Source organism: Parabacteroides sp. TM07-1AC (assembly GCF_003480915.1).
In the GTDB taxonomy this organism is placed as follows: Bacteria; Bacteroidota; Bacteroidia; order Bacteroidales; family Tannerellaceae; genus Parabacteroides; species Parabacteroides chongii.
This window is the reverse complement of sequence record NZ_QUKD01000001.1, coordinates 97,382-119,846: the sequence shown is the minus strand read 5'-3', so window position 1 is coordinate 119,846 and position 22,465 is coordinate 97,382. Positions and strand designations below refer to the sequence as shown.

14 protein-coding genes are annotated in these 22,465 nt (G+C 43.7%); 5 read left to right on the top strand and 9 right to left on the bottom strand.

The window, feature by feature from the left end; all coding sequences use genetic code 11:
* Window positions 1-3: 3 nt before the first annotated feature.
* Window positions 4-1,053: a glycosyltransferase gene (locus DXD68_RS00525; RefSeq protein ID WP_122360477.1), complete on the bottom strand. Its 1,050-nt coding sequence runs from the start codon at window positions 1,051-1,053 to the stop codon at window positions 4-6.
* A 206-nt stretch (window positions 1,054-1,259) separates the two neighbouring features.
* On the opposite strand from DXD68_RS00525, the gene DXD68_RS00520 reads away from it, so the two are divergent.
* On the top strand, window positions 1,260-2,444 hold the full coding sequence (locus DXD68_RS00520; protein ID WP_122359817.1) for a glycosyltransferase family 2 protein: 1,185 nt from the start codon (window positions 1,260-1,262) through the stop codon (window positions 2,442-2,444).
* 107 nt (window positions 2,445-2,551) lie between these two features.
* Entirely contained in the window at window positions 2,552-3,664 is a 1,113-nt protein-coding gene (locus tag DXD68_RS00515) for a hybrid sensor histidine kinase/response regulator (protein ID WP_122359816.1), read from the top strand.
* 78 nt (window positions 3,665-3,742) lie between these two features.
* Here the strand turns inward: DXD68_RS00515 and DXD68_RS00510 are convergent, their stop codons facing one another.
* The 7 genes from DXD68_RS00510 to DXD68_RS00480 all read right to left on the bottom strand — a co-directional run bounded on the left by DXD68_RS00510 (window position 3,743) and on the right by DXD68_RS00480 (window position 16,058).
* Window positions 3,743-5,038, bottom strand: a complete 1,296-nt coding sequence (locus DXD68_RS00510) for a TolC family protein (RefSeq protein WP_122359815.1) — start codon at window positions 5,036-5,038, stop codon at window positions 3,743-3,745.
* Window positions 5,039-5,041: 3 nt separating this feature from the next.
* Entirely contained in the window at window positions 5,042-8,083 is a 3,042-nt protein-coding gene (locus DXD68_RS00505) for an efflux RND transporter permease subunit (RefSeq protein ID WP_122359814.1), read from the bottom strand.
* A gap of 11 nt (window positions 8,084-8,094) precedes the next feature.
* A complete protein-coding gene (locus DXD68_RS00500; protein WP_122360476.1) occupies window positions 8,095-9,147 on the bottom strand; it encodes an efflux RND transporter periplasmic adaptor subunit in 1,053 nt (350 codons plus the stop codon).
* Window positions 9,148-9,328: 181 nt separating this feature from the next.
* Complete coding sequence (locus DXD68_RS00495; protein WP_122359813.1) at window positions 9,329-10,285, bottom strand: DNA/RNA non-specific endonuclease; 957 nt, start codon at window positions 10,283-10,285, stop codon at window positions 9,329-9,331.
* 108 nt (window positions 10,286-10,393) lie between these two features.
* A complete protein-coding gene (locus DXD68_RS00490) occupies window positions 10,394-12,601 on the bottom strand; it encodes an alpha-L-rhamnosidase C-terminal domain-containing protein (protein ID WP_122359812.1) in 2,208 nt (735 codons plus the stop codon).
* 30 nt (window positions 12,602-12,631) lie between these two features.
* Window positions 12,632-13,432, bottom strand: coding sequence for a rhamnulose-1-phosphate aldolase (gene rhaD, locus DXD68_RS00485; protein ID WP_122359811.1), 801 nt, complete (start codon window positions 13,430-13,432; stop codon window positions 12,632-12,634).
* A gap of 208 nt (window positions 13,433-13,640) precedes the next feature.
* Window positions 13,641-16,058 carry an outer membrane beta-barrel family protein gene (locus DXD68_RS00480; RefSeq protein WP_122359810.1) on the bottom strand — a complete coding sequence of 806 codons (2,418 nt, stop codon included), beginning with the start codon at window positions 16,056-16,058 and terminating at the stop codon, window positions 13,641-13,643.
* A gap of 205 nt (window positions 16,059-16,263) precedes the next feature.
* Here DXD68_RS00480 and DXD68_RS00475 point away from each other — a divergent pair, with 205 nt between their 5' ends.
* Genes DXD68_RS00475 through DXD68_RS00465 form a run of 3 tightly spaced genes read left to right on the top strand, consistent with a single transcriptional unit; the run spans window position 16,264 to window position 20,049 of the window.
* The gene (locus tag DXD68_RS00475) at window positions 16,264-18,123 is read left to right on the top strand and encodes an SLC13 family permease (protein WP_122359809.1); all 1,860 of its coding nucleotides are present in this window, start codon (window positions 16,264-16,266) and stop codon (window positions 18,121-18,123) included.
* A 50-nt stretch (window positions 18,124-18,173) separates the two neighbouring features.
* On the top strand, window positions 18,174-19,136 hold the full coding sequence (locus DXD68_RS00470; protein WP_122359808.1) for a DUF2156 domain-containing protein: 963 nt from the start codon (window positions 18,174-18,176) through the stop codon (window positions 19,134-19,136).
* A complete protein-coding gene (locus DXD68_RS00465; RefSeq protein ID WP_122359807.1) occupies window positions 19,090-20,049 on the top strand; it encodes a GNAT family N-acetyltransferase in 960 nt (319 codons plus the stop codon). Before DXD68_RS00470 ends, DXD68_RS00465 begins: the two co-directional genes overlap by 47 nt.
* 18 nt (window positions 20,050-20,067) lie before the next feature.
* Here DXD68_RS00465 and DXD68_RS00460 read toward each other — a convergent pair whose 3' ends face one another.
* The gene (locus DXD68_RS00460; RefSeq protein WP_122359806.1) at window positions 20,068-22,464 is read right to left on the bottom strand and encodes a glycosyl hydrolase family 95 catalytic domain-containing protein; all 2,397 of its coding nucleotides are present in this window, start codon (window positions 22,462-22,464) and stop codon (window positions 20,068-20,070) included.
* Window position 22,465: the final 1 nt, after the last annotated feature.

The window sequence follows — 22,465 nt, the reverse complement described above, 5'->3', positions numbered from 1 at the left end:
TTACTATTTTAAATTACGGACAGGTGCATAAAGAAAAGAATGTATATTAAATCGTATAAACATGGATATATACGCATCGTATAAACCGAAACAGCCCCATCTCAAAAAGATTTTCCCTATTTTATCTAATTTATATACAGGGTAATAATGCTCACACATAACAGCATAATTATTCTTTATAAGACATTTTAAATGAAGAAGTCTTTCCGCTCGGGAGACATTTCTATCTGATTGGTAATCTGTTTTAAGGGACCAGTCAAAACCCAACATCATAGAACGATAAATCACATCTCTGTTCTCCATAGGGAACCGCCAACGATTCATCATCTGCTTCAATAAAGATTGATACAGTTGAAATCCGGCATACACAGCATCAAACGGATGAATCGTTGTAGATATAGAATTAATATATCGGATATAGGCATACTCCTGCGGACTTCCCAACACTAAATAATCGCAATTAAGCAGATATTGATACATAAAATATAAATCCTCCAAATTACGGATACGAGTATCAAACCAAAGATTATTTTTCCGGATAGTCTCTGTCTGATAAAGCTTAGAAGCAGAATAACCCCACTCGCACAAACGACATTCGCAAATGGCTTGTCCAAAGTCTTGTTCCTTATAAAACCGATCGGGCAATCGCTTATCAGGCAATGGGTTTCCATCAACATCAAAACAAAGAAGTCCTTGAATAATAAGACCGGTTCCATCTTCAGGACGTAAAGCGTCATACAAGCATTTCAAATAATCAGGATAAATATAATCATCAGGATCAACAAAGGCCATATATCTTCCTCTCATAGAAACCAAACCAACATTTCGTGCTACACTAACTCCTGCATTTTTTTGATGAAATATCCGTATCCGCTTATCTTGTAAAGCGTATTCCTCACAAATATCACCCGAACGATCAGGACTACCATCGTTAATCAATAACAATTCAAAATTCGTAAAGGTCTGTGCTAATATACTATCGATGCATTTAGACAAATACAACTCAGCCTTATAAACAGGAACGATAACAGATATCTCCGGATTTTCTCTCATAACCGATTCCATTAAATTAAAAAGCATCCCAGTAGGAATACCATATTTTTAGACAAAATATGAATACAAAAATAATAAAAACATTAGGACACCATTCAAATAACACTTATTTTTCATAATGTTTTAAAAGAACTGCCAGTTTTCCAAGAATGTTATAAAACTTTATTACATTTGCGTCTAATAAAATTTTTTTACATTTATAAAAAATGGACTACACATATATTACGGTAAAATACTTATTCTGGATAGGCCTATTCCTCATTTTCTATACATATCTTGGATATGGAATACTATTATATATAATGGTACGAATAAAAGAATTATTTTCTAAACCTGCCCATCCTCTATTACCGGATCCGCTCCCTGATGTAACCCTCTTCATCGCAGCATATAATGAAGAAGATATTGTTGCGTCCAAGATGGATAATTGTCATGTCCTCGCGTATCCCAAAGACAAACTGAAAATTGTTTGGGTTACAGACGGTTCGAATGACCGGACTAATGAACTTTTGGAGCAATATCCGGATGTTACCGTACTTTTCCAGCCGGAACGCAAAGGAAAAACGGCAGCTCTGAACCGGGGCATACAATATATAACGACACCCTATGTTATTTTCACTGATGCGAATACGATGCTTAATAAGGAAGCTATACATGAAATTGTCCGCCAATTCTCCAACCCGAAAGTAGGATGTGTGGCCGGTGAAAAAAGAGTAGAAACAAAAACAGCACAAGGAGCAACTGCCGGGGAAGGCATTTACTGGAAATACGAATCTGCTTTAAAAGCATTGGATTTCCGATTATATTCAGCTGTAGGAGCAGCTGGTGAATTATTTGCCGTACGGACTGAACTATTTGAACAAATGCCTTCCGATACCCTCCTCGACGATTTCATCTTATCGCTCCGTATCGCACAGAAAGGATATAAGATAGCCTACTGCAAAGAAGCTTACGCAACCGAAACAGCCTCCCTTAATATGAAAGAAGAAGAAAAACGCAAGATACGCATTGCCGCCGGAGGTTTACAGTCCGTTTGGCGCCTGCGTAGTCTGTTTAATATATTCCGCTACGGAATACTTAGCTTTCAGTTCGTGAGCCACCGTGTTCTGCGATGGACGATTACACCTATAATATTATTCTTATTAATACCATTAAATATATTTTTAGCGTGTAAGGGAGAATTTACATATATATTATTGCTACTTTTACAAGTCGCCTTTTATATGATGGCCTACGCCGGTTATATAATAGAACAGAAAAATGTACGAAACAAGTTGTTTTTTATCCCCTATTACTTTTCCTTCATGAACATTAATGTGATCAGAGGATTTTTCTATTTAGCTGGAAATAAAGGGAATGGGGCCTGGGCAAAAGCAAAAAGAAGCCAGTAGAAAAAATAATTAGAAAATGTAACAATGAAAACCCCGATATATTCAAACTTTATTAATATTTTTGTATACGCATAGTGATTGAATATCAAGAAAAGTTTATATTTGATATGGATAATTTAGCAGCAGGATATACAGTATTGATCGTTGACGATGTTCCAACCAACGTCATGTTAGTACAAGCTATATTAAAAAAAGAAGGTTACAGGTTACTCACTTGTGACAGCGGTACCAAGGCTCTCCGCCTGGCACATGACAAGCACCCTAATCTCATACTATTAGATATAATGATGCCGGAGATGGATGGATACGAAGTTTTACAACATCTGAAAAGTAATCCGGACACGAACGATATACCTGTTATTATCATGTCTGCTTTAAGTGATATGCAGAGTATAGTAAAAGGTTACCAACTGGGAGCGACGGAATATGTCACGAAACCTTTCCAAAGAGAGGAATTGGTCAAACGTGTAGCACACCGTTTCGAATTATTCAGCATTAAACAAATCAAGCAGGAACTGGAAAACACAATCGAATCGAGAGACACCCTGTATTCTGTTATTGCCCATGATTTACGCTCGCCTCTTGGCTCTTTAAAAATGATGAACAACGCCATTCTTATGATGGTGGATAAAGACCAGGTTAGCCCCGAAGTTTTTGAAATGCTTCAGATGATGAATAAAACATCAGAAGAGATATTCCTGTTGCTGGATAACTTACTTAAATGGGCAAAAAACCGTTTAAAGAAGCAGAACGTATACAAACAGGAAACCGATATCAACAGTTTGGTTTCAAGTACCGCTGAAATATATATCCCTATGGCAACCCAAAAGGGGTTGACTATCCAGTTACAAAATATGGATAAAGAATTATCCGGTTTTGTCGATATAGACATGATTAAAACAGTCATCAGAAATCTTATTTCAAACGCTATCAAGTTTAGTTTTGAAGGTGGAACGATCTCGATCGCTTCCAAGATAGAAGGTGATTTTGTCGTTATCAGCGTGAAAGATTCAGGTAAGGGTATAAAGAAAGAAGACCAGGATAAGCTGTTAAAGCAAAATACCCACTTCACCTCCTACGGAACAAATAATGAAAAAGGTTCCGGACTGGGATTGATGCTTTGTAAAGACTTTGTCGAACAGCATGACGGAGACCTTTGGTTCGAATCGGAAGAAGGTAAGGGGTCCACATTCTTCGTTTCGCTGAAAGCCCTGAGTTAAGAATAAATATCTAATAAATAAAAACGGCTATCGGATTTTTTGATTCCGATAGCCGTTTTTATTTACATAGCAGTTACATCATTGCATGCGGCGAATGCCAATAGCTTTATTGTATTGTGCCAGGGAGGCTTTTTGTTGATACCAAGTCTGTATCAGACTGCTATAAGATTGTATCCAGGAAAGCTGGGCGGAAAGCACGTCGACAATCGGAAGCTTACCTTCGTTATAACTGAAAGTATTCAAATCGAGATTCTCTTCAGCGATCTTACAAGCCTCTTCGGCTACGTTGATCTGTTTGGTATTTTCCGTCAGGCTCGTCCAGGCGTTGGCAACCTCCTGTGTAATCTGGTCGCGCGTATTATCCATTGCATACTCTTTGCTCCGGAGAATAGCCTTCTGTGAATTTACTTCCTTAAAACGTGCTCCCCAACGGAACAATGGAATTTTCAAAGAAGCAAAGACAGCCGGTGTCCACAAATTATCGGAACCTTTCACATTCAGCATGGAAGTTCCCCATGATCCCTGAAAACCGACCGACAAAGTCGGATTATATTTAGCCTTTGAAAGATTGATCTGCCTTTTCTGATATTCGATATTCAGTTTAGAGATCAGATAATCAGGACGATTTTCCAAAGCTGCAGATTCACCAACCTGTATGGGCAACGGCAGAACCATTGTAATAGAATCGGCAATCGTGATCGGCTCCATAGGGGGAACACCCATCAGGACATTCAGGTTCTGCAGTGCGATCTGGTAATCCTTATAAGCCGAACTTTTATTCAGTTCGGCTTCTTTCAAACGTGCCTGGACCTGTAACAGGTCCGTTTTACTGATTTGTCCATCCTGAAAACGGAGAGTCAACACATTTGCCAGCTCCTGTACAATATCAACATATTGTGTCATGACATCATACATACCTTTGCGGGCTGCCACAGACCAATAGTTCATATCGGCAGCATAGACAATATTGTCAGTCGTCAGTTCTTCCGCCTCATCAGCAATCTGTCCCTGTATCTCTGCAGCTTTATAGTTGTTATAGATCTGTCCGCCGGCATAGATAGGCTGGCTCACCGTAGCTCCCAGGCTATAGGTATTATGATCCATTTCGATACCAGGGATACCTTCCCCCATCCCCAATTCATACTTGTTTATACGATATTGGTAACTACCGGAAAAATCCACAGCCGGAAAGAATGCCGTTTTAGCTGCCTTTATAGCATGCTGCATAGCTATCCGTTCTTCCGAACTCTGCTTGATCTGGCGACTGTATTCCAGTACTTTTTCTTTATATTCGGTTGCCGAGATGGGCTGCACCTGTGCTTTTGCAGCCAGGGCACCCAATAACATACAACCTATTATCAGTTTACTTTTCATGTCTTATTCAGATTTAATCTTAAAGAATATACAATAGGTGACCGGAAGCACGAAGATGGTCAGGATTGTTGAAACGAACAGCCCCCCCATAATCGTTGCAGCCATGCCGGCAAACATCGCATCTCCCAACAAAGGAAGCATACCCAAAATGGTCGTACCCGAAGCCATTGTTACAGGGACAATACGTGTTTTAGTCGCTTCAACTACAGCTTTGACCGGCTCCAGACCACTATTCATCTGTAACCCGATCTCATCGACAAGCACAATTGCATTCTTGATATTCATACCGATCAGTCCCAGCAATCCCAGCATAGCAAAGAAGTCGAGCGATTTTCCGAACACCAGCAATCCCAGTACAACACCGATAAAAATAAGCGGCAACATAGCCATAATCAAAACCGGTTTCCGGTAATATTTCGGGAACAGGAACAACAATGTCACGTAAATCAAACCAAACATCAAAGGAATATTGGCAGCAATCGCCTTATTACCTTTATCCTGTTCATTCTGTTCACCAAAATACTGAAGCTTGTAACCTTCCGGTACCTTGACCTGCTGCTGTACTTCCTCCCACAGATGGCTGAAAGCAGCCATGGTATTAGCACCACGCTTCGGCTCGCACTGCATCATCATATAAGGCTGACGATTAAAACGCTTCACCACTGCATAATCATAATCCAATGAGAAATCATCGATCACCTGTTCCACCTTTACAGAACGTCCTTTGGCACTATAAACAGGCAAACTCTTCAAATCGTTCAGGCTGATCGAATCTTTATCTGCATCTTTCAACAAGATAGGCATGAAAACATCCCCTTCACGGTATTCACCCAAAGGTACACCATTCGTTGCCGAACGCAATGAATAAGCAACCTGCTGACGGGTAATACCCAAACGTAATCCCTTTTCCTGCGAATATAAAGGTTTCCATACCGGCACCTTGTTACCCCAGCTGTCACGAACTTCCATCACCTGATCATACTTCCTGGCAATCTCCTTCACCTGTTCTGTCAATGCCGCCAGCGTATCCACATTATCCCCGATAAAACCAATCTCTATGGCTGCATCAGGCACAGGAGACAATGCAAACAAGGCTGAACGAGTCAGGATACTCGGATAATTGGCAACCATATAATCGTAGAATTTACCTTCTTCTGCCTGTGCATCTTCTGCATTCTTAGTCTCGATCAGCACATTGGCAAAGTTAGGCTTCGGTCCTACTGACGAACTTGCCAGATAGTAACGAACCGGAGAACCTCCCAGTGTAAACGAATATGATTTGATATTTTCATTCTTGCTCAGATACTCTTCTATCGATTTTACATTCCGTTCCACATCACGGATACTATAGCCTTCCGGGAAGATAAGATCGGCACGGAAATAAGGTTTGTTCATGATCGGGAAGAAACTTTGTGGCATAATTGCCATGATAAACAGAGACAGGAACAACATCGCAACGACAGAAGTAATTGTAATATATCTACGCTTGATCAGTCGTCCGAGAACATTTTCAAATTTATGATACAACTTTGTATCGTACGGATCCTGTGATTCTCCCGGCTTGGCTTCTTTCAGAATAAAGTTACCGAACGTAGTCGTCTGAGTCAAAGCCAGCACCCAGCTTAATCCCAGCGAAACGGCCAGCACAATAAACAATGGTTTAACGATCTCGGCTACTGATGCCGGAGCCAGGTACATAGGCAAGAATGAACAGACCGCAATAAAGGTTGCTCCCAACAATGCCCACTGAGGCTTGGTAGCTCCCTCTATCAATGCCTGGTAACGAGATAAACCGCGCTTGATACCTACCTGTGCATTATCCGTTACCACAATCGCATTATCCACCAACATACCCATTGCAATGATAAATGCCGCCAATGATGTTCGGTTCAGACCGACTCCCCAGATCAACATTAATAATAATGTACCACCAACGGAGAACAGAAGCGAGCTACCTACCAGCATACCGGCACGCGACCCCATCACCAGGAAGATGACTACAATTACAATCAGTAAAGATTCGATCAGATTCAGGATAAAACCATTGTTCGCTTCATCGGCAATCTTATTTTCCGGATAGATCGTTTTCAAATCCATCCCGACAGGAAAAAGTTCCTGCATTTCATCCAAATGACTGGCAACATCATTACCGACAGCCACCACATCGTCTTTCGCACCGGTAGCCACACCGATACCGATCGCACGTTTACCGTCCACACGCATCAGATTCGACGGAGGATCCATATATCCCCGTTCAACAACAGCAATATCACCCAGCCGGACTTCACCTCCGCTTTTTGTGACAATCAGCTGATCACGGATGTCCTGAATATCTTTATAAGTACCTTCAGCCCTGACACGCAGATCATATTCACCGGTATTGATCTCTCCCGTATTCACCAGCAGATTCTGTGTCTGTAACACTTGCTGGATCGAGTTAGGATCGATCCCGAGGTTTGCCAGCTTAGGAACAGAAATCTTTACATTTATCACCTGTGTCTGCTCACCGAACAGATAGACTTTCTGAACCCCCGGAACAGGAGACAGTTCTGTTTTGATCTTCTGTGCCCAGTCTCTCAGTTCATCATATGTATAACCGTCATCGGCTGTCAGTGCATAGTAAATACCGAATACATCACCAAAGTCATCGCTCACAGAAATAGAGGACGCTCCGCTCGGAAGGCGCGGCTGTATGTTATTTACTTTACGGCGAAGTTCATCCCACTTGACAGGCATATAATCCGGATCCAAAGTGGGTTGCAGTTCAATAGAAATCTTAGACATCCCGAAATAGGATTCCGACTTGATCTGAAACACATCAGACATCGACTGGATTTCCCTTTCGATGGGTTCTGTGATCAGCTTTTCCACTTCAAAAGGTGTTGCTCCCGGATATTGCGTAACCAACACAGCCTGTTTGATTACAAAGGGGGCATCTTCCTTTTTCGGTAATTTGAAGAAAGAATATATACCACCTATCAGCATGACAGCCAAGAAGAAGTATATGATCTTACTATTCTCTAAAGAATATTTTGGAATATTCATTGTTTATCTTCTTAATCTGTTAATACTTTTACTTGTTGTCCTTCTACCAGGCGGGTTACTCCGGCAGTAACGATCCGTTCACCTGCTTTCAAACCTTCTGTAACAACAACACCGTCTTTTCCCACCAGTTCTTTTTCTGTGATTTTACGGTGCTCTACTTTCTGCGTCTGCGGATTATATACAAATACAAATTTATTATCACTGTTTACTTCGTCGGCTACTACAGCAGATAAAGGAACCAATACCGCTCCTTCATTGAAACTTTGGCTTTCGATATTCAGAATCACACGACAAGAAAAGCCGACAGCGATCTTATACTTTTCCAAATTAAATGCCGGATCATCGATGTAAAGAAATACAGGTACCCCCGAACCATCAGGAGAAGCTTCCACATATTCCTTTACTTTCGCTTTAAAACGGACACCTTTGTAATTGTCAAACTCTACATAAATCGTGTAAGGTGTTGAAAAATAAGTAATATTAGTTTCAGGCATAGTGAACTGGACCTGTAACTTATTCGGATTGATCAGGCATACAATCCCCTGTCCCATCTGGACTTTCTGATAATTCTCTACATACTTCTTCTGGATGAATCCGTCGAAAGGAGCTCTCAGCTTTGTCTGCTCTAAAGTATTCTGTGAATTTTCGAAAGCAGCCTGCGCATTGGAATAGGCAGCCTTTGTCGATTCATATTCCTGTTGAGAGATGGCCTGTTTTGCCAATAGTCTTTCTGCACGCTGTAACTGAGCCTGTGCAGTCTGGAAAGAAGCCTTCTTTGCTTCATAATCCCACTTAAAATCCTGTGGATCTATTTCTGCTACTACTTGTCCGGTACGAACCTTCTGCCCTTCTTCCACGTTCAAAGAAATAAGTGGTCCGGACATCTTAAACGCCAGGTCGCTGAACTGGTCAGGCGAAACAACGCCGCTGAACGACTTTTCCACAACATTCAAAGATGTTACTTCCGCCAACTTCACCGGACGAGGCCCCTGCTCTTTCACCGGAGGTTGACTACAAGACATCAATGCTGCCAACACAAAAACGGGAATTAATTTACCATTCATGATAACTTGCATTTTGTTATTGATTTTTTGTTAATTATATGCTCATACAAAGTCATATAAACTACGCGTTAAGTCATAGCTATACAACATTCATTTTCTACTAATTGTTTCAACTTCTGCGCCCCTTCAGTACCGGGTGGCAACACATCACATTTGCTTCTGCTTGTAAAATTTGCTTGTATCAAAAGGACCAACTGTCCCAATCTATTTTTGCTTCCATTCTTTTTTCCTGTTCATCAGGAACTGCAGGGAAAAAATCTATGCCTGTCACCTTTTCCACGCTATCCACAGGAATAGCCATCGACTTCAAAGATGTCTTTTTGTAGTCTCTGTTTTCCAGGATAAATGCAATTGCTTTATATTCATTTCCCGAAACGTAGCAAATCACTTTGTAAAATGCTCCGGGAACTCCAACTCTGTTTTTCCCCATTTGCTTCATGCCATCCGTGATCACAGGACCGGTAGCAATCAATAAAGACCCGTAGTCTTTTGCCCACAAACGGCTCTGTTCCTCCAGTTCTTTCCAAATCCCCCGGTTCAATCCTGGTTTTTGCGGACAGATATTACTGAAATAAAACGATTCACGCATCGCCTTTGCCGACCATTTCATATCACCGGCAGGAGCCAGATGTCCCCGGTCATAACCCGTACGCGTATAATCTTCATTCGTAGCCGTCGCTCCTTTAACAGCCGGATCGGGGACGAACTTATTCGAGCGCTCCGCCTTCTTACTTTTAGCCTCTTCGCTAGTAAGCTCATAAGCAACCCAATTGGCTATTTTGTAATCGGAATTATAGGAAACAGTATATCCTTCATGACGAATCACCTGTTCAGAACGTTTCGCCTGTAATTTCGGGATCTCGGCATTTGCCGGTATTTTAAATGTTGCAGCTTTCGGTACGGAAGGTTTTATTTCACCCGGTACGGATGGGGATACGGGAGCAGCCGGTTTCTTCTGCTCCACAACTACGGATTTCTTTTCGGAAACAGGATATAAATAATTGTATACGTACAAAACTCCAATAAAACAAATCACAAGCAAAGCCGCAAGAACAAAAGTACGCCGGATTACAGAAACCCAGGATGGCTCCTGACTCTTTTTTTTCCGCGATTTTGCTTTACCTTTCCTTTTTGCCATTGATAAATAATCGTTTTATTCTCCGGGGCAAAAGTAGATAATGTAAGGTTAGGAAACAATATATAAAACTTAAATCATTCGTCAGAATTAATACAAAAAGTGCCCCGATTAAAAGGGACACTTTAAATTATAAGAACCGGAGCCTATTTTCTGTATTTTCCCTTTAGGAGAAACAACCTCTGCACTTACCTGTTCAGGCACCTCTATTTCGACCAGTATATTTCGTCCCGACTTACATAATTTTACCTTTATATCCCCATAATGAGTAGGAACTATAGCCGATGCTTCAGTCAGAGCCCCCATTTGAGGTTTTACACGAAATGTGCGGAAGCCGGGAGAGGTCGGCTCGATACCACAAACCTTCTGACTCAATAACGTTAACGGACCACCGCTCCATGCATGGTTGATCGTTCCGCCTCCAAATCCTTCAGCACCGACACCCCAGCCTTCAAATAAGGTTGTATATTCCTTATAGCTTAACATACCGGCATACCGGTCTCTCATCCTTTGCAGGGCAACATCAGGAGCATTCATCCGGAACAGAGCTTCCAATACATACTTTTCCATATACGGACTGGCATGATATTCTTTTTTCAAAACTTTCAGAAGGGCCGGATATTTCTCTTCCGGAGCCAGTCCGGATAAAACCGCCATAGCCTGCGACCGATCGTCATCCTCACCCCTATACCCCGGAGACCGGTAAGCCGTGCCTGTCCAGAATTTTGTATTAAAACACTGTTCGATACTATACATCATACGGGATATCTCTTCTGCATCCTCTTTCTTTCCCAACTGCAAGGCAAATTCCTTTTCTGTTTTCAGAGCCAGGTAATACCAACAGTTTGTCAGAACCCCCATGTCGATCTGTTCACCCCAATCGCCCCAACTCCATTCTCCGCTGCGTTCGACAGGCAGGCCACTTTTATCGACTGTCCATGTTTCATGCAGATAGCGATGCAAACGATCATAAATGACAGGAACAAACGTACTGTCGCCACTATAATAATATTGCGTATAGAAACCATACCAGCCCACTGATGCCAGCATCTGCAAAGGTAGTTCTTTCGACCAGTTCCCGGCAGGTACCGGAGCAAATAAAGAACCGTCCGGACGCTGCCAGTTCATCAATTCGTAAATACCTTTGACAGCCAGCTTATGCGAAGAAGGAGAAAGAGCATAGAAGGCTTCGCCCAACTCATTCACTTCGTCACCCCACCATTGAGCTCGTTCCCGCTCGGGACAATCCATATAGTTATCGCGCATTGTAATATACAAGGTCCTCGCCGAGCGTTTCCAAAGTTCATTCAGGAACGGATCGTTACATTGGAACGCTCCGGCAAACTCTGTATCATAACCTGTCTCACGATATTTAACGTTCAACACTTTCACTCCTTTGGGAAGAATATACCACATCTCATGACCGCTCATCCAGCCGAAACTTTCATATTCCTGTATTCCGTTACGGGTAATATATTCGGCACGGACATTCTCAGGTCCTCCCCCCCAATAATTATCCGTCTGCATATGAATCGTAGCACCATCAGCCGCCTCAACCTTCAGATAAGGTGTAAACTGACAGTTATATGGCAAACGGCAAAACAAGGTATCTCCATTTGCCGATTGCCGGACATCCGGATACTCCCTCAGACCATAATCCTTGAACAACGGTATCGGACGCTCAACCAACTCCCCTAAAGGGGCTTTACCCACTATCGAAGCGATCTCTGCTCCGGGAAACGAATTTTTATATCCGGGCTGGTTCCATCCTTCCAATGCTCTGCGGGCATCAAAGCGGATATTACTCTCCGACAACCGGTAATTCGGATGAGGAGCCTCAGTGTTCTGATAAGCATCATAAACCCTGCAATTCCAACTTTTATCCGATACGATCTCTATTCCGGGAGCTACAGCTTCAAATAACAAAGCAGCCAACCCGCTATTCACATGGCTGAAACCATTCTTTCCAAAATGCCATACAAGAACTGCAATTGTATTTTCTCCGGTAGTAAGATAAGGAGCTATCTCTACCGAATCATAATAAGTATCGTAAGGAGAAGGTCCTCGTTTCAAACCACCTTCAAATACGACCATCTGTCCGTTGATCCACAGCCAATACTTACTATCGGCAGCAATATGCGCCGTCAGTGTCCGGGGTACATCGGTCAGGTTTACCGTTTTACGATAAGCCAGCCAGGTATTACTTGCACTTTGGCATTGTTCGGTATTAATCCAATGCGCTTTCCAATCCATTTTCGTTTTTGCTTCCGCAGAAACCAAAAATCCGGCAAACACACATAGTAACAGATATTTTCTCATAATATGACTTTTTATACAGAATGGAAATCATTATAAACCGAATGCCGGAACCAGATCATCCAACTGCTGATCGGTCATACCTGTCGGTTCAAACCCAGCCATACGGGCACTCAGATAGATTTTCGATGATTTGCTTAAAGTATCGATCGCATCAAAACATTCGATCAGGTCCTCGCCTACCGCTAATATTCCATGTTTCTCCCAAAATACCACATCATGTTTTTCGAGCTGTCTGATCGTAGCATGAGCCAGTTCGATCGTGCCGGGTGTTTCGTAAGGAACAATCCCTACCCCTTTCGGAACAATGATCCGGCATTCCGGGATCATACTCCACAATGTACGGGTAAGCACTTTGGAATCGAGGAAAGGTTTACAATGTGTCATACCGATCAGTTCGGTCGGATGCGTATGCAAAACGACCCTGTTATCACGACCTGATGAGCGAAGATAGTTATGCATCAACAAGTGAGACGGCAGTTCCGAGGTCGGAGCAACCAGTTGTTCGGCTATGACCTCATAGCTTTTTCCATCCGGGGCAATCCGGATCAACGCACCATTCGCAAACGGATCCTGTGCCACATAACGCATCCGCTTCCCTGTTCCGGTCACATAAAATACGTGTCCTCCCAAAGCCGTCATTGCTTCCTGCAATGGAGTCGCAAGAGCAAGAGCAGGCAAAACCATCTCTTCCGATGTCAATAAACCAGTCAGGTTTACAGATATATTTCCTCCGTTTCGTTCCGCCCATCCATTTGTCCAAAGATAACCTGCCACCTCAGCGATACGGCCAATCTCAGCCATCAAAGGGCCATTGTTTCTAATTGTTGTCATTTTTTTATTATAAGTTTATTATTTGTACTCCAAAGTACGCCCGCCAGTGCACAAAATAAGACATTATTCAATAAAACTGTACCCAAAACAAAGAAATAATCCTTTCCTGTTTTATTTTTTACGATGATCAATAAGCCTATCAGTATAAGTGGAGCATAATCTCCGGAGTGAACAACAGCATGGAAAGAGGGAAGAAAGTAGGCTTGTATTAATGATTCGTCCCTTCAAACAGATCGTGATCTTCTTTCCGCTGGGCAGTCTTCGCTTTGAAGTTATTGAATGTATAACTCAATGTCAACGTAATAAGCGGATAATTCGGACGGATACGGGTAATGGATTGTAAGTCGGAAGTAGTAATCTTGCTTACGTAACGCGCAGAATTGAAGACGTCACGGAAAGCAAGCGTAGCCGACAGTTTACGATTCATCAATTGTTGGCGGACAGCCAGATTCACATACCAGAAAGCATCTGTTCGCCCCTGTGTAGTAACCGACGGTCCGACAAAATTCCCATCCAACTGGATACGGGTCGATTTACCCAGATCGAAAGCGTTATTCCAGATAATATCGTAATTGGTACTTTTCTCATTCGTTCCATCCTGTTTGTACTGATTCTTTACCTTATAATGATATAGGCTACCGTTCAGATTCACATTCCACCAACGGGTCAGCTGAACCTGACCGCTCAACTCCAGTCCTGTAGAATAATCATGCCCCACATTTGCCATAGAATCCAATGTCACACCTGCCTGATAAGGAACACGTAACCGTTCTATCTTATCTTTCCGACTACGGTGAAAGACTGTGGCGGAAACCGTATGGTCGCCGATATTCTTCTTATAGTTAAGCTCAAAAGAATTGATATATTCCGAACGGATATCTGGGTTACCGATCTCGGCAGAATAATAGTCACGATACGTAATATAAGGTTCCATAAAGAAAAGCTCCGGACGTGTGATACGACGTGAATAGGATGCCATCAATTTATGATCTTTCGGGAAAGTATATCCCAGATGAACCGAAGGGAAAAACTCGAATTTATTATATTCACGGTTCTTTCCGGGAATCGAACTGCGTAGAACACGATGTGTATGTTCCCCTCTTACACCAGCCTGGAAATCGAACGACTTATAGCTGTCGCCGACAATAGCATAGATCGAATTGATGCCGTGCTGGAAATAAAAAGTATTGTAGATATCATCCCTCCAGTAAAATTCTTGTTTCTCGGGGCTCCAGAACTGCATGCTGTAATCGCCGTCCTCCAGATAGGAAAAATACTGATAGCCAGCCTCGATGTGTCCGGTTTTACTATAAGGATACATATAATCCAGATTTCCACGCACCGTCCAGCGATGTTCGTCCTCCCAGGCACGGTGTCCCTGTTCGCGTTCATTATTCTTGTTGAAAAGGTCGCTTTGGAAATATTCCATTGCATTTCCACCATATTTCAGATAAAAACTTCCTGTAAGCTGATGGCCGTTATCATTGAATTGATGGTCAAAACCCACACTCCCCTGAAAATAAGTTTCATGCAGGTCGTAATCGTCACGACTGTAATAATCTCCTTTTTCAAAAGGCTTCTTATCGACCATACGTTCTTCCGTATAGTCCAAATCCCCGGTACGGGTACGACCGCCGTAACCACCTTCCAGATCGGCATTGAATGTGGTATGGGGCAAAGTATACATCCAACCCGCTTTTAAGGAATAGTTGAAATTATTACTCTCACGGGGTCCCTTCGAATGGGAGGTTGTTGCCGTATCGGCCACGATCGTTGTCTTTTCCTGATCAAAATCACTTTTCCGCAAACGGTCGGTCCAGCCTCCGCCAAAATACCAGCGGGAAGATTTGTTCTGTTGGGTAAGCAGGAAATCGACTCCACGTGACAGGAAAGTACTTCCTGTAAGGTTCACCATTCCGCTGAATCCGTGCTGTGCATGTTTCTTAGTGATGATATTAATAATCCCGACATCGCCCCCCGTATCATGACGTGCCGACGGGGTAGTAATGATTTCTATATTTTCAATATGTCCGGAAGGGATCTGTTCCAAAGCCTGGGTCCCGCTGAAAACACTCGGCTTACCGTCCACATAAACAGCAAAGCCTGTACTCCCACGGAAAGAGACCTCCCCCTCCGCATCCACACGGATAGAAGGTGTATTTTCCAGAATATCGACAGCCGTTCCTCCACTCGCCAGCATATTCGAAGAGGCTTCGATCACTTTCTTGTCGAGCTTATATATCACCTGCTTTTTCTGCGCTACGACCTCTACCTCCGCCAGACCGACTTCCAGCGGTTTCATGGCAATCGTTCCCAGGTCGACTATGGCAGACGATGATGCCAGCACGATCTCCGGACGGGTAAACAGATCATACCCTACCAGCCGGATCATCAGGCTATATTCTCCGTTCTGCACATCTGTAATACCAAAACTTCCGTCCCTGTCAGGCAAAGCATGGAACACAGGATTACTCTCTCCTTTTTTAAACAGGAGCACATCCGCAAAATCTAATGGCTGATTTGTTCCGGCATCCACAATTTTCCCCTTGATACGGGATATCGGAGCAGCGGAAACAGACAGACTAAAACACAATAAGGCCACAATAAGATAAAAACACTTCTTCATTTCTTCACATCAGTCGTTGTTAACAATCCTGCGAAGATAGTATTTTCATCATTGCCATGCAATTATTTATGTATTTTCTCTGTCATTCCATTGTTTCTACTATTTTTGTACTAAAATAAGTATTGGGGTAAACATATAAACGAACTTTCCGGTTTATATTACAGTGGGATTTTATCTTTAGTAAAAACCATCTTAAAAACATTTTATGATAACAACTCTTATTATTCTAGCCTTGTCGGCAGTCTTTTTTGTTAATGGGAAAATACGTTCTGACCTTGTTGCACTATGTGCCCTGGTCCTTTTAATGGTGTTCAACATCCTGACTCCCGAAGAAGCCCTTTCCGGTTTCTCCAATTCCGTCGTTATCATGATGGTTGGGTTGTTTGTGGTAGGCGGTGCGATCTTCAAGACCGGCCTGGCAAAAATGATCGGCAGTAAAATATTGCAGCTGGCAGGTACCAGCGAGATCAAACTTTTCATTCTGATCATGTTGGTGACAGCCTTTATCGGGGCTTTCGTCAGCAACACAGGGACCGTAGCCCTGATGCTCCCTATCGTTGTCAGCATGGCTGTAAATGCCAATATCAGCCCGAGCCGTTTCCTTATGCCGCTGGCATTTGCAAGCAGTATGGGAGGTATGGCGACTCTGATCGGTACTCCTCCCAACCTTGTTGTGCAGGAAGCACTTTCCAATGCAGGTTATAATGACCTGTCCTTCTTTTCATTCACTCCGATCGGTATTGTCTGTATAACTGTCGGTATCATTATCCTGATCCCGCTCAGCAAATGGTTCCTTTCCAAAAAAGAAGATACTAAAAAGAACGATGCGTCTACCGGACGTTCACCGCAGGAACTGGCAAACAAGTATAGCCTTTCCGATAATCTGTACCGTGTACGTGTCCATAAAGATTCACGAATACGGAACAAGAAACTACAGGAACTGAACATCACCAGCCTATACAATCTGACGATTCTGGAGATCAGACGTAAATCTTCCTCACAGAGCCGTTTCATGAAAACAGTCGACCAAAAGCTGGCAGGTCCTAATACCGAAATACAGGAAGAAGATATATTATATGTATTCGGCAGCTTCGATAATATTAATAAGTTCGTAGAAGAAAATCATCTGGACCTGACCGAATCCAAGGTTTCCGAATTTACCGGCGATAATGAAAAACTGAGCATCCGTGAAATCGGCATCGCAGAAGTTTTATTGTTGCCCGATTCCAAGCTGATCAACAGGGCTGTCAAAGATTCCGGTTTCCGCGATAAATATTCCGTCAATATCCTGGGAATAGAACGGGGTAACGAGTATATCCTGTCCGACGTAAAAGATGTAAAGATGCACGCGGGAGATCTTCTGCTTATTCAAGGGAACTGGGATGATATTGCCCGTATGAGCAAGAAACAATCGCAATGGGTAGTATTGGGACAACCTGTCGAAGAGGCATCTAAAGTCACACTCGACTACAAAGCGCCCGTTGCTGCCGGTATCATGATCCTGATGATCGCAGCCATGGTTTTCGACTTTATACCTATCCCACCTGTCGCTGCCGTATTGATAGCTGCCATATTAATGGTACTGACCGGATGTTTCCGGAACGTGGAAGATGCGTATAAGACGATCAACTGGGAAAGTATCGTCCTGATCGCCGCCATGCTACCGATGTCGCTGGCACTGGAAAAGACAGGAGCCTCGTCGCTGATCTCTGAAAAGCTGGTTGGGGGCCTGGGTAATTACGGACCGCTTGTCCTGATGGCGGGTATCTATTTCACGACTTCACTACTGACGATGTTCATCAGTAATACGGCAACAGCCGTACTGGTAGCACCTATCGCTTTACAGTCAGCCCTTTCTTTAGGCGTAAGTCCTTATCCGTTCCTGCTTGCTGTAACGGTCGGAGCCAGTATGTGTTTTGCCTCGCCATTCTCCACACCGCCCAATGCGCTTGTGATGTCGGCTGGTAAGTATACGTTTATGGATTATGTGAAAGTCGGGTTACCCCTGCAGATTATTATGGGAATTATTATGATCTTTGTACTGCCTTTAATATTTCCGTTTTAAACATTAGCGGACACTTATTAGTTTTATATTTGTACGACAAAAAGAAAAGTATGAAGATTCCTTTTAAACCAATTAAAATAGAGGATAAAGAGCTTATCACATCATTCATTTATCCTCATAACTATCGCAATTGCGATTACTCGTTTGCCAACATTTGCAGCTGGCGTTTTCTGTATGAAACCGAATTTGCCGTTGTCGATGATTTTTTGCTGATCCGTTTTTGGATAGAAGATAAAAGCCGTCTCGTTTACATGACACCTGCCGGAAGGGGTGACCTGAAACATGCATTGGAGTTACTCGAAACGGACTCCCTGGCACATGGGCACCCGCTTTGCATGTTGGGTGTCACACCGGATGCCAAAGATATGCTGGAACAGGCGCTGCCCGGCGGATTCTTCTATATCCCCGAACGCGATTATTTCGACTATATCTACCTGCGTGAAGACCTGTCTTTGCTGAAAGGCAAAAAGTATCAGTCGAAGCGCAACCATATTAATAATTTCAAAAAAAGATATGAATACGAATATGCTCCTATCACTCCCGATCTGATCACGCAGTGCCTGAAACTGGAATGTACCTGGTACAAGGCAAACAAGACGGAAGACGATGCCGAAGACTTGAACTACGAACGTATTTCCATGACGTACGCACTCAACCACTTCGACGAACTGGGCTTACTCGGAGGTGCACTGCTGGTAGACGGGAAAGTGATCGCCTTCACCTTCGGAGCACCGATCAACCATGACACGTTCGGAGTACATGTAGAAAAAGCGGATGTGAACTATGAGGGGGCTTACACTGTTATCAACCAGGAATTCGCTTCACGCCTGCCGGAAAAATTCATCTACGTGAACCGCGAAGAGGATCTCGGTATCCCGGGGTTGCGGCAAGCAAAACTTTCTTACAACCCGGTCATACTATTAGAGAAGAGTGCCGCGATTAAGAAAACGCAAAACAATAAACAAGATGAACAAGCAGCAAATAATCGATCTATGGCGTCTCTCGTTCAATGATTCGGAAGAGTTTATTCGCCTTTATTTCGACCGGGTGTACAAAGAAGAAAACACACTGGTCATCGAAAAGAACGGACAGGTGGTATCTGCCTTGCAGATGCTGCCTTACACAATGACCTATTACGGTACAGAGATATCCGTGGCTTATATTTCCGGAGCTTGCACCCTCCCATCCATGCGGGGTAAAGGTCTTATGCGGGAACTTTTGCAGAATGCATTTGAAGAAATGAAATACCGGTCGGTTGCCGTAACCGCCCTGATCCCCGCTGATCCCTGGTTGTTCGACTATTACAGGGAACAAGGATATACGGAAGCGTTCGATTGCTCCGAAGAGCTTTACATACGTCCGGAGACACCGGTCTATGCACCGCAGATCACAGTCGTTCCGCCAAAAGTCCCTTCCATCAATAAATTATATGATTACTTCAACCGGAAAATCCGTGAAAGAAAATGCTGTGTCCTGCATACCCAGGACGATTTCATTACGATCCTGCGCGATTTGCAACTGGACGGAGGACAAATGCTTACCGCTTTGAATGAAAAAGACCAGCCGATCGGCATGGCTTTCGTTCTCCCGCCGGACGCTACGCTTCCGAAAGAGAAAAAGCAGGTATATGTAAAAGAGTTCTTCTACGATGACGACCGGGTGGCAAACCTTTTACTGCAAGAAGCAACCTTACAGAACAATGTGAACCGGGCGACTTACAAAACACCTCCGGTCGTACCGGCTACACGTCCCTTCGGCATGGCACGCGTTATCGACACCGAACGGTTAAGACACCACTGGCTGTCTACGCATAAGGAGAGTCCTTTTACGGAACAAAACCTGAAGGATATGGATATTCAAACATTTACCCGGATCGTTATGGGATACCCGAACCGGGAAGCCTATATGAGTCTGATGCTGGATTAACCCGGCATCAGACTTCAATCAATTATAAGCGACTTCAAAGATATCTCCCTTTTGCAAATCTACTCTGACGATGCCATAAGGGAGAAGGATCGGATCGAACATTTTCTTGTTTTTATAATATTTCTCACGTCCGGTCCGTTCGGGTAACTTCAACTTTAAGGTGTTATCGTTTGTAGCTGTAACCTGTGCATGTTTTACGGCTCCGTCATTCCAGGATAGATCTACCTGAAAACCTCCGCGGGCACACAAACCTTTATAACTGCCAGTGTTCCATTCTTCCGGCAAGCATGGGAGAAGTTCCACATATTCTTCATGGCTTTGAAGCAACATCTCCATAATACCGGCAGCACCGGCTTCATTTCCGTCAAAAACAAATATATCCGTCGGAGCACCGGCTATGCCTTTCGGAGAGATCGTCAGCATATTCTCACGGCTCAGGTCGTTGATCAACCCCAGCACACTTTCCCTGGCTTTCCGGCTATCTTTCAAACGGGCAAAGAAATTAATCATATTCGCCCTGCTCCATTCCACATCTTCCCAGTCGGCTGCATTCAAGCGCCGTTCGATAGTCACAGCAGCGGCTTTTGCTAACTCGGGTGTTTCTTCCGGTGTTATCTGTGCATACGGATACAAAGCCAGCAGATGGCTGGTATGGCGGTGGTTAGGAACAGCCTCTTCATAGTCTTCCTGCCATTCCTGAAGCTGGCCGTATTTCCCTATTTTAAAAGGAGGTAACCGGTCGAGAGCATCGATCACACGACCTCTTAATTCTTCATCTACCTGTAATAACTCTGCAGCGCTCTGGCAGGCATTCAATATCTCATAAACAATCACCCTGTCACAAGTCGGCATCATGGAAAGCGGCAACTGTTTGCCGTTCCAAAGGAATGCATTTTCGGGTGAAGTAGACGGTCCGGTAACCAGATAACCGCTATTCGGATCCTCTATCATATAGTCAAGAAAGAACAAAGCAGATTGTTTCAGAACCGGATAGGCTCTCAGCAGGAACACTTCGTCTTTAGTAAAACGATAATAATCCCATAGATGAGATGCCAGCCACGCACCGCCCGTAGGATGAAGTCCCCAGCCTGTTCCCCAGCCCGGAGCTGTAAATCCCCATACGTTCGCCATCGTATGAGCGACCCAGCCGTCACAGCCATAAACAGTCTTTGCTGTTTTTGCTCCGGCTTCGGCCAATGTACCTATATAATTGAACAGAGGAACATTACACTCGCTGAGATTGCCGACATTGGCAGCCCAGTAGTTCTGCTGTGTATTAATATCCAGGTGATAGTCGCAACTCCATTCCATATTGCATGCCAGGTTATCGTTCCATATTCCCTGAAGGTTGGCAGGCAACGGAGAATTTTCGCGTGATGAAGAGATCAGCAGATAGCGTCCGTACTGGCAAAACAGAGCTATCAGATCCGGGTCGTTATTCCCTTCTTTCAGCAATTTCAGACGCTCATCCGTAGCAATATCATTCTTCGCTGTACCCAAAGAAAGAGCGACACGGTTGAACAGGCGACCGAAATCCGCTTCATGTTCCTGCTTTAATGTTTCAACTCCTTTCTTTCCGGCATCATCCACTGTAGACAAAACCATCTCCTTCATATCTCCCGGCACAAAATCCGTACGAAGGTCTGCTATAAGGACTACTTCATCGGCATTTTCCACAGACAGGCTTTCCTTATTCTGTCTGATAGTGCCTCCTTCTGCCAGGACTTTCACTTTCCCGTAGAAGTTTACACCGCCGGGACCAAAGGTTGGAAAATCTACCTGTCCGGAAAAAGAGACGGCATCTCCTTCCGTCGTTACAACAGATTTCCTTAACGGATTCAAACCGACTTCCAAATGCTGTTTTCCTTTCTCTGATGCACTAAGACGTACCACCAGAACATTAGCCGGATTGGAGCAAAAGTATTCACGAGTATAGGTCACACCACCCTGCTGATAGGTTACGGATGCAACTCCCCTGGCAAGATCAAGCGAACGGATATAACTTTCTACCGCTCCGTTTCCTTGCTTGAAAGTCAGTTCTATATCACCGAAAGGGACATGTGTTCCAAAAGAATTGCGAACGCCGACCAGCTTTTCCGAAGCCAGGGCATTCCCTTCTTCCAACTTACCATCCAGAAACATCTGCTGTATATTTCTCCATGCCTCTTTTCCGAAAGGTTTCTCCTGTTCCGGATCGGGCTGTCCGGACCAGAGCGTGATCTCGTTGAAGGCTATATTATCTTTTTCTATGCCTCCGAACACCATTCCGCTCAACCGTCCGTTGCCGATGGGCAACGATTTCATCCAGTCGTCCGAAGGTTCGTCATACCACATCTTCAGCGTTTTTTCCTGTGCAAACCCACTTTGCACCACCAGTCCTAAACTAAAAATCAAACACAACCATTTCTTTTTCATA

Bases quoted from the DNA above. Each gene is read 5' to 3' on its own strand.
- DXD68_RS00525 (WP_122360477.1), bottom strand. From the start codon at position 1,053: ATGAGAGAAAATCCGGAGATATCTGTTATCGTTCCTGTTTATAAGGCT.
- DXD68_RS00520 (WP_122359817.1), top strand. From the start codon at position 1,260: ATGGACTACACATATATTACGGTAAAATACTTATTCTGGATAGGCCTA.
- DXD68_RS00515 (WP_122359816.1), top strand. From the start codon at position 2,552: ATGGATAATTTAGCAGCAGGATATACAGTATTGATCGTTGACGATGTT.
- DXD68_RS00510 (WP_122359815.1), bottom strand. From the start codon at position 5,038: ATGAAAAGTAAACTGATAATAGGTTGTATGTTATTGGGTGCCCTGGCT.
- DXD68_RS00505 (WP_122359814.1), bottom strand. From the start codon at position 8,083: ATGAATATTCCAAAATATTCTTTAGAGAATAGTAAGATCATATACTTC.
- DXD68_RS00500 (WP_122360476.1), bottom strand. From the start codon at position 9,147: ATGAATGGTAAATTAATTCCCGTTTTTGTGTTGGCAGCATTGATGTCT.
- DXD68_RS00495 (WP_122359813.1), bottom strand. From the start codon at position 10,285: ATGGCAAAAAGGAAAGGTAAAGCAAAATCGCGGAAAAAAAAGAGTCAG.
- DXD68_RS00490 (WP_122359812.1), bottom strand. From the start codon at position 12,601: ATGAGAAAATATCTGTTACTATGTGTGTTTGCCGGATTTTTGGTTTCT.
- rhaD (WP_122359811.1), bottom strand. From the start codon at position 13,432: ATGACAACAATTAGAAACAATGGCCCTTTGATGGCTGAGATTGGCCGT.
- DXD68_RS00480 (WP_122359810.1), bottom strand. From the start codon at position 16,058: ATGAAGAAGTGTTTTTATCTTATTGTGGCCTTATTGTGTTTTAGTCTG.
- DXD68_RS00475 (WP_122359809.1), top strand. From the start codon at position 16,264: ATGATAACAACTCTTATTATTCTAGCCTTGTCGGCAGTCTTTTTTGTT.
- DXD68_RS00470 (WP_122359808.1), top strand. From the start codon at position 18,174: ATGAAGATTCCTTTTAAACCAATTAAAATAGAGGATAAAGAGCTTATC.
- DXD68_RS00465 (WP_122359807.1), top strand. From the start codon at position 19,090: ATGAACAAGCAGCAAATAATCGATCTATGGCGTCTCTCGTTCAATGAT.
- DXD68_RS00460 (WP_122359806.1), bottom strand. From the start codon at position 22,464: ATGAAAAAGAAATGGTTGTGTTTGATTTTTAGTTTAGGACTGGTGGTG.